14 protein-coding genes are annotated in these 15,963 nt (G+C 63.8%); 7 read left to right on the forward strand and 7 right to left on the reverse strand.

The window, feature by feature from the left end; genetic code table 11:
• Positions 1-2: 2 nt before the first annotated feature.
• From arfB to KI612_RS17330, 5 genes are all read right to left on the reverse strand, one after another.
• On the reverse strand, positions 3-398 hold the full coding sequence (gene arfB / locus KI612_RS17310) for an alternative ribosome rescue aminoacyl-tRNA hydrolase ArfB (RefSeq protein ID WP_226441307.1): 396 nt from the start codon (positions 396-398) through the stop codon (positions 3-5).
• A 68-nt stretch (positions 399-466) separates the two neighbouring features.
• Complete coding sequence (locus KI612_RS17315) at positions 467-1,093, reverse strand: ParA family protein (protein ID WP_226441308.1); 627 nt, start codon at positions 1,091-1,093, stop codon at positions 467-469.
• On the reverse strand, positions 1,090-2,415 hold the full coding sequence (locus KI612_RS17320; RefSeq protein WP_226441309.1) for a TAXI family TRAP transporter solute-binding subunit: 1,326 nt from the start codon (positions 2,413-2,415) through the stop codon (positions 1,090-1,092). The genes KI612_RS17315 and KI612_RS17320 overlap by 4 nt, the downstream gene beginning before the upstream one ends.
• Positions 2,412-3,386, reverse strand: a complete 975-nt coding sequence (locus KI612_RS17325; RefSeq protein ID WP_226441310.1) for a quinone oxidoreductase family protein — start codon at positions 3,384-3,386, stop codon at positions 2,412-2,414. Before KI612_RS17325 ends, KI612_RS17320 begins: the two co-directional genes overlap by 4 nt.
• Positions 3,387-3,501: 115 nt before the next feature.
• Positions 3,502-5,643, reverse strand: coding sequence for a UvrD-helicase domain-containing protein (locus KI612_RS17330; RefSeq protein WP_226441311.1), 2,142 nt, complete (start codon positions 5,641-5,643; stop codon positions 3,502-3,504).
• Positions 5,644-5,892: 249 nt separating this feature from the next.
• On the opposite strand from KI612_RS17330, the gene KI612_RS17335 reads away from it, so the two are divergent.
• From KI612_RS17335 to holA, 4 genes are all read left to right on the forward strand, one after another.
• Positions 5,893-6,234 (forward strand): hypothetical protein, encoded by a 342-nt coding sequence (locus KI612_RS17335; RefSeq protein WP_226441312.1) that lies wholly within the window; start codon positions 5,893-5,895, stop codon positions 6,232-6,234.
• A 988-nt stretch (positions 6,235-7,222) separates the two neighbouring features.
• Positions 7,223-9,904 carry a leucine--tRNA ligase gene (gene leuS, locus KI612_RS17340; protein ID WP_226441313.1) on the forward strand — a complete coding sequence of 894 codons (2,682 nt, stop codon included), beginning with the start codon at positions 7,223-7,225 and terminating at the stop codon, positions 9,902-9,904.
• Between the two features lie 12 nt (positions 9,905-9,916).
• Positions 9,917-10,441, forward strand: coding sequence for an LPS-assembly lipoprotein LptE (locus KI612_RS17345; protein ID WP_226441314.1), 525 nt, complete (start codon positions 9,917-9,919; stop codon positions 10,439-10,441).
• Complete coding sequence (gene holA, locus KI612_RS17350; RefSeq protein WP_226441315.1) at positions 10,441-11,448, forward strand: DNA polymerase III subunit delta; 1,008 nt, start codon at positions 10,441-10,443, stop codon at positions 11,446-11,448. Before KI612_RS17345 ends, holA begins: the two co-directional genes overlap by 1 nt.
• A gap of 7 nt (positions 11,449-11,455) precedes the next feature.
• Here the strand turns inward: holA and KI612_RS17355 are convergent, their stop codons facing one another.
• Positions 11,456-11,713: a hypothetical protein gene (locus KI612_RS17355; RefSeq protein ID WP_226441316.1), complete on the reverse strand. Its 258-nt coding sequence runs from the start codon at positions 11,711-11,713 to the stop codon at positions 11,456-11,458.
• Between the two features lie 114 nt (positions 11,714-11,827).
• On the opposite strand from KI612_RS17355, the gene KI612_RS17360 reads away from it, so the two are divergent.
• Genes KI612_RS17360 through KI612_RS17370 form a run of 3 tightly spaced genes read left to right on the forward strand, consistent with a single transcriptional unit; the run spans position 11,828 to position 14,751 of the window.
• Entirely contained in the window at positions 11,828-13,084 is a 1,257-nt protein-coding gene (locus KI612_RS17360; protein WP_226441317.1) for a glutamate-5-semialdehyde dehydrogenase, read from the forward strand.
• A 35-nt stretch (positions 13,085-13,119) separates the two neighbouring features.
• Entirely contained in the window at positions 13,120-13,575 is a 456-nt protein-coding gene (locus KI612_RS17365) for a bacteriohemerythrin (RefSeq protein WP_226441318.1), read from the forward strand.
• The gene (locus KI612_RS17370; protein ID WP_226441319.1) at positions 13,576-14,751 is read left to right on the forward strand and encodes an acyl-CoA dehydrogenase; all 1,176 of its coding nucleotides are present in this window, start codon (positions 13,576-13,578) and stop codon (positions 14,749-14,751) included.
• Here KI612_RS17370 and KI612_RS17375 read toward each other — a convergent pair.
• On the reverse strand, positions 14,711-15,904 hold the full coding sequence (locus KI612_RS17375; RefSeq protein WP_226441320.1) for an MFS transporter: 1,194 nt from the start codon (positions 15,902-15,904) through the stop codon (positions 14,711-14,713). The genes KI612_RS17370 and KI612_RS17375 overlap by 41 nt on opposite strands.
• Positions 15,905-15,963: the final 59 nt, after the last annotated feature.

Consider the following 15,963-nt stretch of genomic DNA (forward strand, 5'->3'; position numbering starts at 1 on the left):
CATCAAAACTCGATCTTGCCCCGCCCCTGCTTGATCGCGCCGCGCTTCACCTTGCTTTCCAGACGCCGTTTCTGCGAGCCGTAGGTCGGTTTGGTGGCGCGGCGCGGGCGCTGCACGGTGGCGGCGGCTTCGACCAGTTCCTGCAGGCGGGCCAGGGCGGCAGCGCGGTTCTTTTCCTGGGTGCGGAATTCCTGCGCCTTGATGACCAGCACGCCGTCCTTGGTCAGGCGCTGGTCGCCGAGGGCGAGCAGGCGGGCCTTGACGGCGTCGGGCAGCGACGAGGCGGCAATGTCGAAGCGCAGGTGCACGGCACTCGACACCTTGTTGACGTTCTGGCCGCCGGCGCCCTGGGCGCGCATGGCGCTGAATTCGATTTCGCCGAGCGGGATGTCGATCATGTTTTTGCTTTCCGCCACCGGTCGACCGGTGAAAAATGGCCTTTTTGCGGCGTTGACCGGCTGGCGCCCTAGTCGGCCTCGACCCAGTCGATGATCGCCCGCCACTGCTCGAGATCGCGCTCGGCGCGCGACGGCGGCAGATCGAAGATGGTCATGCCGGCCGCCGTGGCCTGGACGTAGGTCTGCGTGTCGCGCAGGTAGGCGAGCACCGGCAGGTCGAAGGTGGCGAAGAATTTTTCCAGCTCGCCGGCGGCGCGGGTGCGGGCATCGACGCGCATGCCGATCACGGCGACATCAGCCTTGCCCTTGCGCACGGCCTTTTCCGAGAGCAGCTCGGTGAGGAAATGGCGCGTCGCCAGCATGTCGAACATCGACGGCTGCACCGGCACGATGACGCGCGTCGACAGCTTGAGCACCTTTTCCAACAGCTTGCCGTGCAGGCCGGCCGGCGTGTCGAGCACGACATGGCTGGTGCCCTTGGGCGGGCGCGCAATGTTGTCATGACCGATGTCCCAGGTATCGATGCTGGGCAGCTCGAAGGGGCGGATCGCCAGCCATTCGCGCGAGGATTGCTGGCGGTCGATGTCGCCGAGCATCACGTCATGGCGTTTCGAGGCGAAATAGCCGGCCAGGTTGGTAGCCAGCGTGCTCTTGCCGGAACCGCCCTTGGGATTGGCGACGAGAAAGGCTTTCATGCGGTCTTTTCCAGTTTGTGCAGGGCCTGGCGCACCAGGTTGACGTGTTCGCGCAGGGTGTAGACGAGGTCGGTGAAGCCGAGCGGCACGTGCAACTGGCTGGCTTCGTCTTCCAGCGTATCGAGGCGCAGGCGGTATTCGCCGGCTCGCTCGATATCGGAATGCTGCTTGATGTCTTCCTCGAGGAATTTCAGCTCGCCGTAGATGCGGAAGATCTTCGAACGCACGCGCCAGGTGTAGATCGCCGGGGCGATCTTGAGCAGCGGGATGAGCAGGGCGATGATCGGCACCAGCAGCACGATCAGGCGGTCGATCAGCACCGCCAGCCAGAACGGCAGGTAGCGCTGCAGGAAGGGCGAACCGGACTTGAAATAGCGCGCCGCGTCGGGCGACAGCGGCAGCATCTGGTCCATGTAGGACGGGAACTCGCCGGCATCCTGGAAGAAGCCGGACTTGCCATGCACGTCGCTGAGCGCCTGCAGGAGCAGGGTTTGCAGCGCCGGATGCAGGTCGTCGCGGATGATCAGGTTGGCAGTCGGCGCCAGCACCTTGATGTCTTCCGGCGGATAGTCGCGCACCAGGTCGGCAACGCCCTGCGGCAGCGTCAGCCGGGTCAGGAAGGGAAAGCGGCGCTGGTAGGCGTTGGCCTGGGCGAAACTCATCAGGCGCACGCCGGGCGAGCGCAGCAGCACCTGCACCACCGGCGCGCTTTCGGCGGCAATGATGAAGGCGGCGTCGATGCGGCCCTGCTGCAGTTCTTCGGCGGCCTTCAGGCCGGCGACCGGCACCAGGTTGCGGCCGAGCGGAATTTCGTTGGCGACCAGCAGTTGCTGCGCCAGCTGGCGCACGCCGGAGCCTTCCTGGCCGATCGCAATGCGTTTGCCGCGCAGGTCGGTCAGGCGGTCGAGCTTTTTCTCGCCGCGATAGAACACCCAGACCGGCTCGTAGAACAGGCTGCCCAGCGAGAGCAGGCCGGAATCGTCTTCGGCATCCGGATCTTCCTTGGGCGGCACGACACCGCCCTGGACGAAACCGATCTGCGCCTCGTCATTCTTGAGACGTTCGAGATTTTCCAGCGAGCCGGCCGAGGTCTTCACTTCCAGCGTGATGCCGTTCTTGGCGAGGATCGCGGCGTAACGGTTGGCGAACTGGTAGTAGGCGCCGGACTCGCTGCCGGTGGTGATCACGATGTGTTTGGGCGGAGCCGGCTCGACGAACTGGTAGGCGACGACGAAACCGATGCCGACGATCAGGAAGATCCACCAGGCGGTGGCAAACAGGTCGCGCAGCGACAGCAGACTGGCTTTGATCCTGGCCATCATGGAAGCAGTATGGTGGAGCCGGTAGTGCGGCGGGCTTCCAGGTCGCGATGTGCCAGTTCGGCGTCTTTCAGCGCATAGCGCTGGTTGACTTCGATGCGCACGCGGCCGGAACCGACCATCGCGAACAGCTCGGCGCCCAGCGCCTCGAGATCAGCCCGCTTGGCGGTGTAGTTCATCAGCGTCGGCCGGGTCACGAATAGCGAGCCCTTCTGCGACAACAGCAGCAGATCGAGCGGCGGCACCGGACCGGAGGCATTGCCGTAGGCGACCATCATGCCCATAGTCCGCAGGCTGTCGAGCGAGCCGATGAAGGTGTCCTTGCCGACGCCGTCATAAACCACCGCGACACCTTCGCCGCCGGTGATCTCACGCACGCGCTGGCTGAAATTCTCGCTGCTGTAGTCGATGACGTGGCCGCAACCGTGCGCCTTCGCGAGTTCGCCTTTGGCGGCGGAGCCCACTGTGCCGATCACCGTCGCACCGAGCGCCTTCGCCCACTGGCAGGCGATCAGGCCGACGCCGCCGGCGGCGGCGTGAATCAGCACGGCATCGCCGGGCTGCACGCGGTAAGTCTTGCGCAGCAGGTAGGCGGCGGTCAGGCCCTGCAGCATCATCGCGGCGGCCGTTTCGAAGGAAATCGTGTCGGGCAGCTTGAGCAGGCGATGCGCCGGGATGTTGCGCACTTCGGCATAGGCGCCGACCGGGCCGCCGGCATAGGCGACGCGATCGCCGACCCGGAGATCCGTCACGCCGTCGCCGAGCGCCTCGACCACACCGGCGCCTTCCAGGCCAAGCCCGGCCGGCATGATCTGCGGATAGAGGCCGGTGCGGTGATAGACGTCGATGAAATTGAGGCCGACCGCGGCATGGCGGATGGTCGCTTCGCCCGCGGCGGGCGCCGGGACAAGGACTTCCTCCCAGCGCAGGACTTCCGGACCTCCGGCCTGATGGATGCGTATGGCGTGGGGCATGGGGATCTCCGCGTTATCTTTTTTCAAGACAGCGAGATTATCACCCTGCCGATCTGCGATCTAGCGCGGTCGACGCCTGAAAACAGGCATTTTTCCGGCGTCGACCGGGTAAAAATCAAACCGGCGTCAGCTTGGCGTACTCCAGGGCCAGCCATTTCATGCCGGCACCGCCGAAATTGACCTGGACGCGCGCATCGGCGCCGCGCCCTTCGGTCGATACGATGACGCCGAGACCGAACTTGGCGTGCTCGACGCTCATGCCGATGCGCAGGCCGCCGCTGACCGGCTCGGCATAGCCGCCGCCGAACTGGCCGAAGGCCGGTACCGATGACGCCGGCTCGGCCTTCTTGTTGAGCTTCTTGAGCAGGTTTTCCGGGATTTCGTCGAGGAAGCTGGACGGCACGCAGTAGCGCGTCTGGCCGTGCAGCATGCGGGTCTGGGCGCAGGTCAGGTAGAGACGCTGGCGGGCGCGGGTCACCGCGACGTACATCAGGCGACGCTCTTCCTCCAGCCCGTCGCGCCCCTGGTTCACCGAATTCTCGTGCGGGAACAGGCCCTGCTCGAGACCGGTGATGAAGACGACGTCGAATTCCAGGCCCTTGGCGGCGTGCACCGACATCAGCTGGACAGCCTCCTGGCCTTCGCCCGCCTGATGCTCGCCAGCTTCGAGCGAAGCCAGGGTGAGGAAGGAGACCAGCGCGCCGCCCTCGCCGATCGCGCCTTCGTCATCGACGAAGGTGGCGGCGGCATTGATCAGTTCGTCCAGATTCTCCAGCCGGTCCTGGCCTTCCTTCTCGGTGCGGTAATGCTGTGCCAGACCGGACTTCTCGATGACATGCTCGACCACTTCCGGCAACGGCAGGCCTTCCGTCTCGACACGCAGTTGCTCGACCAGGCGGATGAAGGCACCGACTGTCTGGCCGGCCTTGCCGGTCAGCGAAGCGGCCGCGTTGTAGAGGCTGGAATTCATCTGGTGCGCCGTGGCCTGCAGGTTTTCCAGCGAACGGGCACCGATGCCGCGCGTCGGGAAATTGACGACGCGCAGGAAGGCGGTGTCGTCGTCCGGGTTGCCGAGCAGGCGCAGGTAGGCCAGCGCGTGCTTGATTTCCTGGCGCTCGAAGAAGCGCAGGCCGCCATAGACCTTGTACGGCACGTTCTTCGTGAACAACTCGTTTTCGAGCACGCGCGACTGGGCGTTGGAGCGGTAGAGCAGCGCGATCTGGGTCGGCGAAATGCCGTCGCGCACCAGTTCGCGGATTTCCTCGACGACGAAGCGCGCCTCGTCGAGGTCGGAATAGCCCTCGAAACAGCGAATCGGTTCGCCCTCGCCGGCGTCGGTCCACAGGTTCTTGCCGAGGCGCTCGCGGTTGTTCTTGATCAGCGCATTGGCGGCGGCCAGGATGTTGCCGTGCGAGCGGTAGTTCTGCTCGAGGCGGATGATGTTGTCGCCGGCGTATTCGCGCTCGAAATCGCGCATGTTGCCGACCTCGGCGCCACGGAAGGCGTAGATGCTCTGGTCGTCGTCGCCGACCGCGAAAACCTTGGCGCCGCCACCGGCCAGGAGTTGCAGCCAGGCGTATTGCAGCTTGTTGGTATCCTGGAACTCGTCGACCAGGATGTAGCGGAAACGCTCCTGGTAATGCCGGCGCAGCGGCTCGTTGCGCTGCAGCAATTCATAACAGCGCAGCAGCAGTTCGGCGAAATCGACGACCCCCTCGCGGTTGCACTGGTTTTCGTACTCGGTGTACAGCTCGACGCGCTTCTGCGTGAAATTGTCGTAAGCCTCGGCCTGCGCGGCACGGATGCCCTGCTCCTTGTGCGCATTGATGAAATGCACCAGTTCGCGCGGCGGATATTTCTCGTCATCAATATTGAGGTTCTTCAGCAGGCGCTTGACCATCGCCAGCTGGTCGGCCGTATCGAGAATCTGGAAGGTCTGCGGCAGGCCGGCTTCGCGGTAGTGCGCACGCAGCAGGCGGTTGCACAGGCCGTGGAAGGTACCGATCCACATGCCGCGCGTGTTGATCGGCACCAGCGCTGCCAGGCGCGCCGTCATTTCCTTGGCCGCCTTGTTGGTGAAGGTCACGGCCAGCAGACCGTGCGGTCCGACCTGGTTGGTGGACATCAGCCAGGCGATGCGCGTGGTCAGCACGCGCGTCTTGCCGCTGCCGGCGCCGGCCAGGATCAGGGCATGCACGGGGGGCAGCGTAACGGCCTGCAGCTGCGGGGAATTCAGGTTGGCGAGGAGATCGGACATGACTCGATTTTCAGTCGGAACTACAGGCGCTTCAAGCGCCACGAAATACCACTTGGATAATTGGTATTACCAATTTGTTGCAATTGTGCAACGCAGCAATTCTCACCTAACGTTTTTTTACGCACGATGAAAACCGCGCAAGTATACTTGGCAAAAAATATATTGCAGTGCACAAAACTTTTTGCCCACAAGGCAATCGAAGCAACTAGTGGTCACCCCCCACGAGAATGTAATAAAAGGAGTAACAGCATGAAAGCACCAAAAATACTGCCCTGGATCGCCCGCAAGGCCGGCATCAGCGACGAGCTCGCACTCAAGCTGTGGCGTCGCGCCGTCTCGGAAGCAGAACACATCACCGGCAAGACCGAAGGCTCGGAATACTGGGGCCTGACCGTCGAACGCTTCCTCTCCATCGTCGAGAACGAAGTCGGTGGCACACCGCAATACGCCCTGACCCCGGCGCCGCAACTGTCGTGGATGTGGCACCACCAGACCCGCATGTCGCTGCTCTCGCTGGCCGCGGCCGAGAATGCCTACCGCTTCTGGCAGACATCCTGGGAAACGGTGTACCCGCAAAAAAAAGCGGCCTGACCGGACGCCGCTGAAACCGGTCGCCGGTTGGCGGGAGCGTGCAGGCTCCGGCTGACTGCGGCGGTTTCTGTAGTGGTTGTTCGGTCTTGATGGACGCCGGCGTCCGGGGGAAGAGTCTTGATGACCGCCCCCGGAGGCTGGGAGTTCATGGGTTGATGGCTTATTCCTGGGCGGTCGACCTTGGTTTTATAGCGATTTTTCCGGGCCTTGACGCTGTTCGTCTCGGCTACGGGAGATGTTGTCCTTGTTTGGCGGCTGGGTTCCGCCTTGCGGGCGGGCATACTTTCTTTTGCTTCGCCAAAAGAAAGTAGCCAAAGAAAAGGCGACCCCAGGCTACGCGGTCGGCTGCGCCGACTCCCCTGCGCTACTCGAAGTGCCGGGCGGCTGCGGAACTCGGCCCTGCGGGCCTCAGACAGTCCTCGCCGACTTCCCCCGGCCCTTCTCCGTTGCTCGGCGCTCCACATGGGGACCCGGAAAGACGTCGCCGCCGAACCGGTGAAAATGGTTTTGGCCTGTTTCAAGCGGTCGACCGCTAAAAAACACCCTTTTTGCTTTTCCAGGGCAGAGCCGTTGTTCCGAGACACCTTTCGGGTCCCCCTGAGAGGCGCTGAGCAACGCAGGACGGCCGGGGGCCTTCGGCTTGCGTCTGTCTGAGCCGCAGGCGAGTTTAGCAAGCCGCCCGGACGGCCGAGTAGCGCAAGGAACCGGGCAAAGCCCGGCGCCGACCCGGGGGTCGCCTTTTCTTTGGCTACTTTCTTTTGGCGAAGCAAAAGAAAGTACGCCCGCGCCGCAGCGCGGAAAGCAGCGGTTAAGCGCGCAACGCTGCCCGCCCGCAAGGCGGAACACAGCCGCAAAACAAGGGCAACTTCTTCCGGAAGCGAGACACAACGGCAGCCCCCAACAGCCAAACAAGCCCCCTCCCCCCAAGCGCCCCCCGCCCCCAACCGGTATAATCCCGCCCTTATTCAACGATTTTCAGCGGAACCCCATGCAGGACAAATACACCCCGGCCGATATCGAACGTGCAGCCCAGAGCCACTGGAACAAAACCGGTGCCGCCCGCGCCGTCGAGGACGCCACCAAGCCCAAGTACTACTGCCTTTCGATGTTCCCGTATCCGTCGGGCAAGCTGCACATGGGGCATGTCCGCAACTACACGATCGGCGACGTGCTGTCGCGCTTCCACAAGATGCAGGGCTTCAACGTGCTGCAACCGATGGGCTGGGACGCCTTCGGCATGCCGGCCGAGAATGCCGCGCTGCAGAACAACGTGCCGCCGGCCGGGTGGACCTATTCCAACATCGACTACATGCGCAAACAGCTGCAGTCGCTCGGTTTCGCCATCGACTGGGAACGCGAATTCGCGACCTGCACGCCGGAGTATTACCGCTGGGAACAATGGCTGTTCACCCGCCTTTATGAAAAGGGCCTGGTGTACAAGAAGCTCGGTACCGTGAACTGGGACCCGGTCGATCACACCGTGCTCGCCAACGAACAGGTCATCGACGGCCGCGGCTGGCGTTCCGGCGCGCTGATCGAGAAGCGCGAGATCCCCATGTACTACATGAAGATCACCGCCTACGCCGAAGAACTGCTGGCCGAGCTCGACAACCTGCAAGGCTGGCCCGAGCAGGTGCGCCTGATGCAGAAGAACTGGATCGGCAAGAGCACCGGCGTGCGCTTCGCCTTTCCGGTCGTGGCCTCCGGCGCAGCCGCACCAACCTCCCCGCCCCTTCAAGGGGAGGGGTCGGGGGTGGGGATGGGTTCTGCTGACGACGCCAACGAAAAGCTGTGGGTATTCACCACCCGCGCCGACACCATCATGGGCGTCACCTTCGTTGCCGTCGCCGCCGAGCATCCGCTGGCGCAGCGCGCAGCGGTGAACAACCCGGAACTGGCCAATTTCATTGAAGAATGCAAGAAGGGCGGCGTTGCCGAGGCCGACATCGCGACGATGGAAAAGAAGGGCATGCCGACCGGCATTTTCGTCACGCATCCGCTGACCGGCGAGCAGGTCGAAGTCTGGGTCGGCAACTACGTGCTGATGAGCTACGGCGACGGTGCGGTGATGGCCGTGCCGGCGCACGACGAGCGCGATTTCGCGTTTGCGCTGAAGTACAACTTGCCGATCAAGCAGGTCGTCGCCGTCGAAGGTGAAACCTTCAGCGACCAGGCCTGGGCCGAGTCCTACGCCGACAAGGTCAAGGGCAAGCTGGTCAATTCCGGCAAATACGACGGTCTCGGCTACGAAGCCGCCGTCGACGCCATCGCCGCCGACCTCGCCGCCAAGGATCTCGGCGACAAGAAGGTGCAGTTCCGCCTGCGCGACTGGGGCATTTCCCGCCAGCGTTACTGGGGCTGCCCGATCCCGATCATCCATTGCAAGACCTGTGGCGACGTGCCGGTGCCGGACGAGCAATTGCCCGTCGTCCTGCCCGAGAACGTCGAGATCACCGGCGCCGGTTCGCCGCTCGCCAGGATGCCCGAGTTCTACGAGTGCAAGTGTCCGAAGTGCGGCGGCGACGCCCGCCGTGAAACCGACACCATGGACACCTTCTTCGAGTCGTCCTGGTACTTCCTGCGCTACGCCTGCCCGGACAACACCACGGCCATGGTCGACGAGCGCGTCGCCTACTGGTGCAAGGGCGGCATCGACCAGTACATCGGCGGTATCGAGCACGCCATCCTGCATTTGCTGTACTCGCGCTTCTTCACCAAGCTGATGCGCGATGTCGGCCTGATCGGCGACTTGGGCGAGCCCTTCGCCAACCTGCTGACGCAGGGCATGGTCGTCGCCCCGACCTTCTACCGCGAACTCGACGGCGGCAAGAAGCAATGGATCAACCCGGCCGACGTCGATGTCGTCACCGACGAGAAAGGTCGCCCGACCGGCGCCACCTTGCGCGCCGACAGCCTGCCGGTGGTCATCGGCGGCACCGAGAAGATGTCCAAGTCGAAGAACAACGGCGTCGATCCGCAGGCACTGATCGACCAGTACGGCGCCGACACGGCGCGTCTGTTCATCATGTTCGCCTCGCCGCCCGATCAGTCGCTGGAATGGTCCGACGCCGGCGTCGAAGGCGCCTACCGCTTCCTGCGCCGTTTGTGGAAGACGACTTACGACCACGTCCAGGCCGGTCTGGTCGACGCGAAAATCGAGCAAAATTCGTTGTCGACCGCCCAGGCCGACCTGCGCCGCAAGCTGCACCAGACCATGGGCAAGGTGGCCGACGATTACGGCCGCCGCAAGCAGTTCAACACGGCGATTGCCGCGGTCATGGAACTGTTGAACGCCTACGACAAGTGCGAGCTGTCCGACGCCACCGGCCGCAAGCTCGCCCAGGAAACCCTGGAAAGCATCGCGCTGCTGCTCTTCCCCATCGTGCCGCACATCGGCCAGGCGCTCTATGCCGAGCTGAAGCCGGGCCAGGATGCCGGCAACCAGGCCTTCCCGAAAGCCGATCCGGCCGCGCTCAAGCAGGATGAAATCGAGCTCATGGTGCAGGTCAACGGCAAGCTGCGCGGCTCCATCCGCGTTGCCGCCGAGGCCGACAAGGCGAGCATCGAAGCCGCCGCGCTGGCTTCCGAAGGCGCCGTCAAGTTCATGGAAGGCAAGCCGGCCAAGAAGGTTGTCGTCGTGCCCGGCCGCCTGGTCAACATCGTCGTTTAAGGAAAAACCGCCATGCGCGTCCCGTTCAGGCTACTGCTCGCAGTGATCATCGCCGCCGTCCTCACCGGCTGCGGCTTCCACCTGCGCGGGACGGTCAGCGGCAATCTGCCCTACAAGACCTTTTACATCGCGCTGCCGGACACCTCCGAAATCAACGTCTGGCTGCAGCGCTACATCAAGGCGAGCGGCAATACCGAAATCGTCAGCGATGCGCAGAACGCCGAAGCCATCTTCCAGCAGGTCAGCGACGGCCGCCAGAAGACCATTCTCAGCGTCAATGCCCAGGGCCGCGTGCGCGAATACCGCCTGCAGATGAATTACACCTTCCGCGTCGTCAATGCCAAAGGGCAGATTCTCGTTGCCCCGAGCGAGATCAACCTGATCCGCGACATTACCTACAACGACTCCGCGGTGCTCGCCAAGGATCTCGAAGAAGCCATGCTGTGGCGTGACATGAACACCGACCTGGTCAACCAGATCATGCGCCGGCTGTCGCTGATCAAGCCGAAGAACCCGGACCAGGAAGAAGACGAGTAATGCTGCTGCGCGGCGAACAGCTCGCGGCGCACCTCGAACGCGAGTTGCGCCCGCTCTACGTGCTTTATGGCGACGAGCCGCTGCTCGTCATCGAGGCGGCCGACGCCATCCGCGCCCGCTCGCGCCAGATGGGCTACAGCGAACGCGAAGTGCTGACCGTGCTGCCGCAATTCGACTGGGGCCAGTTGCTCGCCGCCGGCGGCAACATGTCATTGTTCGGCGACAAGAAACTGATCGACCTGCGCATTCCCACCGGCAAGCCGGGCAAGGAAGGCAGCGCGGCGCTGCAGCAGTGGTGCCAGAACCTGTCGATGGACAACCTCCTGCTGATCACCCTGCCCGAACTCGACTGGCGCGAGGAAAAGGCGGTCTGGTTCACGGCCCTGGTCAATGCCGGCGTCGCGATCAAGCTGATGGCGCCGCCGCTCGCCGAACTGCCGGGCTGGATTGCCGGTCGCCTGCGCCGGCAGCAGCAGAGCGCCGATGGCGAGAGTCTCAAATTCATCGCCGAGCGCGTCGAAGGCAATCTGCTCGCCGCGCACCAGGAAATCCAGAAACTCGGCCTGCTCTATCCGGCCGGGCAGTTGAGCGCCGCACAGATTCGCGATGCCGTGCTCAATGTCGCCCGCTATGACATCGAAGGCCTGCGCGAGGCGCTGCTCGCCGGCGACATCGCCCGCCTGACGCGGACGCTGGACGGCCTGATGCAGGAAGGCGAAGCGCCGCCGCTGGTGTTGTGGGCGATGAGCGAGGAAATCCGGGCGCTGACGATTATTCGTGCCGGCATGGATGCCGGCCGGCCGGTCGATCAACTGCTCAAGGATGCGAAAGTCTGGGGACCGCGCGCCAACCCGGTGAAAAAGGCCTTGCAGCGCCTGTCGACCGCTGGCCTCGAAGCCGCACTGCGCCACGCCGGCCAGATCGACCGTCTGGCCAAGGGCATCGGCCAGGGCAACATCTGGGAAGAATTCTTGCGACTGGGCCTGCGCCTGAGCACCGGCCGCTAGTCGTTCATTACTTGCCGGCGGCCTGTTTCGCCACCTCGGCCACGTCGGCCGGCTCGTCGGGATCCAGGTCTTCCCAGATACAGGTGTGCTCGCCGCGCACGTCGTGCAAGCCCGGTTTGGGCGTTTCCTGCACCAGGCATTCGCCCCGGCACTCGTCGGAAACCACCACCACTTTCATCTCAGCATCGACCTGGCGTTCGCCATCCCAATAGCTGCATGTTGCGCAAACCTTGACCTCGTTTGGCAATATCAATTTTTCTGCCATCTTGTCCTCGATGGAAACCTCGTTGTCGTAGCGAATAAGAGTTTACCCGGTTCCGGAAGTTCCCTGTTGTTTGTCTGGCTATAATGTTTCTTTGCGCTGAAATCCCGGAACATCATGGACATCAAGGAATACATGCAGACCGTGGGCCGCCAGGCCCGCACCGCTTCCCGCCGGCTGGCCGGTGCGACGACGGCTGAAAAGAATGCCGCCCTGCTCCACATTGCCGCCGCCATCCGTCGCGAAAGTGCCGCACTGGTCGCCGCCAATGCCGAAGATCTTGCCGCGGCGCGTGCCGCCGGCCTCGAAACCGCCATGCTCGACCGCCTGACGCTGTCGGCCAAGGGCGTAGAAAGCATGGCCGAAGGCGTCGAGCAGGTCGCCAAGCTGCCCGACCCGATCGGCGAGATGACCGACATCAAGTACCGTCCGTCCGGCATTCAGGTTGGCAAGATGCGCGTGCCGCTCGGCGTCATCGGCATCATCTACGAAGCCCGCCCGAACGTCACCGCCGACGCCGCTGCGCTGTGCCTTAAGTCCGGCAATGCCGCCATCCTGCGCGGCGGCTCGGAAGCCATCCGCTCCAACCGCGCCATTGCCGCGCTGGTCCAGGAAGGCCTGCAAGCGGCCGGGCTGCCGGCGGAATCGGTGCAGGTCATCGACACCACCGACCGCGCCGCGGTCGGTGAGCTGATCACCATGCGCGAGTTTGTCGATGTCATCGTGCCGCGTGGCGGCAAGGGCCTGATCGCCCGCCTGCTCGCCGAAGCGCGCGTACCGATGATCCAGCACCTCGACGGTAACTGCCACGTCTATCTGGAAGAAGAAGCCGACCCGAACAAGGCCCTGCGCATCGTCGAAAACGCCAAGACGCAGCGCTACGGCACCTGCAACACCACCGAGTCGCTGCTCGTCGACCGTTCGGTCGCCGCCATGCTGCTGCCGCCGATTGCCCACATGCTGACCGGCAAGGGCGTCGAAATCCGCGGCTGCGCCGAAACCCTGGCGATCGTGCCGAATGCCGTCGCCGCGACGGAAGAGGATTACTACACCGAGTACCTGGCACCGATCATTTCGGTCAAGGTGGTGGCCGGCATCGACGAAGCAATCGCTCACATCAACCAGTATTCGTCGCATCACACCGAAGCCATCGTCACCGACAACCATCCGAAGGCGATGCGCTTCCTGCGCGAAGTCGATTCGGCCTCGGTCATGATCAATGCCTCGACGCGCTTTGCCGACGGTTTCGAATACGGCCTGGGCGCCGAGATCGGCATCTCGACCGACAAGATCCACGCGCGCGGCCCGGTCGGCCTCGACGGCCTGACCAGCCAGAAGTGGGTCGTCCTCGGCGACGGTCACGTTCGCGCCTGAATAATCCACAAAAACAATATTCTGGAGAAAGCAGCATGACCATCACCTGGACGCCCGACCTGAACACGGGCATCGACATCATCGACCACCAGCATCGCCGCATCGTCGACTTCATCAACGATCTCGAAGCCGCGCAGGTTCTTGGCGACAAGAAGCAGATCCGGCAGGTGATCTACGACTGCGTCGATTACACCCTGTCGCATTTCGCCTTCGAGGAAAGCATGCAGGAAGAGGCGGGCTACCAGTACTGCAAGCCGCACAAGAAGGTGCATGAACTGTTCACGCGCAAAGTCACCGAGTACCAGGAACGCATGGAGCTGGGCGACGATGTGGCCGAGGAGTTGCATGCCATGCTCGCCCGCTGGCTGGTCAACCACATCAAGCGCGACGATGCCGACTACGTCAGCGTGGTCAAGGCCAACATGAAGACCGAAACCCCGCCGACCGAAGCAAAGAAGCAAACCGGCTGGTTCCGCAAGCTGTTCGGTTAAATGAGCCAGGCCGCCTTCAGCTGGGAAGATCCTTTCCGCCTCGACAGCCAGCTCGCCGCCGACGAGCGCCAGGTGCGCAATGCGGCGCAGAGCTTCGCCCGCAAGGCGCTGGCGCCGCGCATCCGCGATGCTTTCCGGCACGAGACGGTCGACCCGGCGATTTTCCGCGAAATGGGCGCCATGGGCCTGCTCGGCTCAACCTTGCCGCCGCAGTACGGCGGCGCCGGGCTGAACTACGTTTCCTACGGCCTGATCGCGCGCGAAATCGAATACATCGACTCGGGCTACCGCACCATGCTCAGCGTGCAGTCCTCGCTGGTCATGCTACCCATCTTCGCCTTCGGCAGCGACGAGCAGAAAGAGAAATACCTGCCCCGCCTCGGCCAGGGCGAGTTGATCGGCTGCTTCGGCCTGACCGAGCCGGACTCCGGCTCCGACCCCGGCAGCCTGAACACGCGCGCCCGCGCCGTGCCCGGCGGCTGGAAGCTGTCCGGCAGCAAGAACTGGATTTCCAATGCGCCGATTGCCGACGTCTTCATCGTCTGGGCCAAGGACGATGCCGGCAAGATCCGCGGCTTCATCCTGGAAAAAGGCATGGCGGGGCTGTCGGCGCCGGTCATTCACGGCAAGGTCGGGCTGCGCGCCGCGATCACCGGCGAGATCGTCATGGACGAAGTCTTCGTCCCGAACGAGAACCTGCTACCCGGCGTCAGCGGCCTGAAAGGGCCGTTTACCTGCCTCAACTCGGCGCGCTACGGCATCGCCTGGGGTGCCCTGGGTGCCGCCGAAGCCTGCTGGCACACGGCGCGGCAATACACGCTGGAGCGCAAGCAATTCGACAAGCCGCTCGCCGCCAACCAGCTGATCCAGAAAAAGCTGGCCGACATGCAGACCGAAATCGCCCTCGGCATCCAGAGCGTGCTGCGCCTCGGCCGGATGATGGATGACGGCAGCGCCGCGCCGGAAAACGTCTCGATGCTGAAACGCAACTCCTGCGGCAAAGCCCTCGACATCGCCCGCACGGCGCGCGACATGCTGGGCGGTAACGGCATTTCCGACGACTTCGGCGTCATCCGCCACCTGGTCAATCTGGAAGTGGTCAATACCTATGAAGGCACGCACGACGTGCACGCCCTCATCCTCGGCCGGGCCCAGACGGGAATTTCGGCCTTTTGAGCACGTAGACCGCCAGGCAAAAGCCTGCCGCCAGCAGCAGGGCGGCAGGCAGTTCAAACCGGACCGGCTGCAGTAGCGGCAAATACTGCGTCGCCAGGGCAATGCGGGCAAAACTGCTGATCGCCAGCACGGCAAAAAAGCTGCCCATGAACAAGCCCTCCGCCCCCCGCCTGCCATCTACGCCAGCCTGCTCCATCAGTCCGCCGAAGACCATGGCCCACCCCGCTCCGGTCAGCAACTGCAGGCCAATCAGCCCGGCCAGCCCGCCGCTCAAGCCGGCACCATAGCTGGCCAGCGCGGTCAGCAACAAACCGGCCGCAACCACGGACCAGGCGGCAAAACGCTTGACCAGCGCGGACACGGCCAGCAGCGTCGCAAAGAATCCCAGCCAGAGCAGCGGCATCAACCAGGGCAGGCTGTCCTTGCCGACATGCAGCAAGTACAAGGGCGCGGCATTGACGAAGGCATGCACCTGGAAACCGAAGGCAGCCAGCCCGAGAACCGCCAGCAGGGGCAGGTAGCTCGCAAACGCAACGGGCTGCTGCCCATCATCTGCCTCGAGATCAGGGGGAACAGGCGCAAGCCGCAGCAGGACCAGCACCGCCCCCAGCAGGGCCAAGCCGGACAGGGCAAAAACCAGTTGCGGATCAACCCCTTTAAGCCACAACCCGAGGAAAGGCGAAAGCGCCGAAGCCAGCGCCATGCCGCCGGCGTAGCACAAGACCAGTTGCCCCTGCTGCGCCGCCTTGGCCCGCTTGGCCAGCAACACCATCGTCGGCGCGCGCACGACCGAAGCCGAAATGACCCAGATGGCGAGCACCAGCAGCAACAAGCCCGGCGACACAGGCGCCAGCGAGGGCAACAGGAGAAAGGCCACGGCCGACAGCGAGGTCAGCCACAGAAGCAGGCGGGCCAAGCGGCGATAAGTATCGGCCATGCGGTCCGCCGCAATGCCGAAGGCAATGTCCATCGCCGCAAAAATCAACTGGTCGACCATCAGCAACCAGGGCAGCCAGCTCGCCGCGAGCCCCGCCCCTTTGAGCAAATCCGGCAAATAGAGGGCGTAAACCGTCCAGCCCAGCGTGAAGAAAAACTGCACGCCCGCCAGGGCCAGGCCGCGGCTCAAACTGTTTTTCCCTGTGGCTACGCTCATGGCTTTCTCATTTCAAGGTCGCTACCGGCGCATGATAATCTAGGCGCCCACGCTGCCAA

Source organism: Quatrionicoccus australiensis, assembly GCF_020510525.1.
Classification (GTDB): Bacteria; Pseudomonadota; Gammaproteobacteria; order Burkholderiales; family Rhodocyclaceae; genus Azonexus; species Azonexus australiensis_B.

Bases quoted from the DNA above. Each gene is read 5' to 3' on its own strand.
- KI612_RS17370 (WP_226441319.1), top strand. From the start codon at position 13,576: ATGAGCCAGGCCGCCTTCAGCTGGGAAGATCCTTTCCGCCTCGACAGC.
- KI612_RS17365 (WP_226441318.1), top strand. From the start codon at position 13,120: ATGACCATCACCTGGACGCCCGACCTGAACACGGGCATCGACATCATC.
- KI612_RS17355 (WP_226441316.1), bottom strand. From the start codon at position 11,713: ATGGCAGAAAAATTGATATTGCCAAACGAGGTCAAGGTTTGCGCAACA.
- KI612_RS17375 (WP_226441320.1), bottom strand. From the start codon at position 15,904: ATGAGCGTAGCCACAGGGAAAAACAGTTTGAGCCGCGGCCTGGCCCTG.
- arfB (WP_226441307.1), bottom strand. From the start codon at position 398: ATGATCGACATCCCGCTCGGCGAAATCGAATTCAGCGCCATGCGCGCC.
- holA (WP_226441315.1), top strand. From the start codon at position 10,441: ATGCTGCTGCGCGGCGAACAGCTCGCGGCGCACCTCGAACGCGAGTTG.
- leuS (WP_226441313.1), top strand. From the start codon at position 7,223: ATGCAGGACAAATACACCCCGGCCGATATCGAACGTGCAGCCCAGAGC.
- KI612_RS17360 (WP_226441317.1), top strand. From the start codon at position 11,828: ATGGACATCAAGGAATACATGCAGACCGTGGGCCGCCAGGCCCGCACC.
- KI612_RS17320 (WP_226441309.1), bottom strand. From the start codon at position 2,415: ATGATGGCCAGGATCAAAGCCAGTCTGCTGTCGCTGCGCGACCTGTTT.
- KI612_RS17345 (WP_226441314.1), top strand. From the start codon at position 9,917: ATGCGCGTCCCGTTCAGGCTACTGCTCGCAGTGATCATCGCCGCCGTC.
- KI612_RS17330 (WP_226441311.1), bottom strand. From the start codon at position 5,643: ATGTCCGATCTCCTCGCCAACCTGAATTCCCCGCAGCTGCAGGCCGTT.
- KI612_RS17325 (WP_226441310.1), bottom strand. From the start codon at position 3,386: ATGCCCCACGCCATACGCATCCATCAGGCCGGAGGTCCGGAAGTCCTG.
- KI612_RS17335 (WP_226441312.1), top strand. From the start codon at position 5,893: ATGAAAGCACCAAAAATACTGCCCTGGATCGCCCGCAAGGCCGGCATC.
- KI612_RS17315 (WP_226441308.1), bottom strand. From the start codon at position 1,093: ATGAAAGCCTTTCTCGTCGCCAATCCCAAGGGCGGTTCCGGCAAGAGC.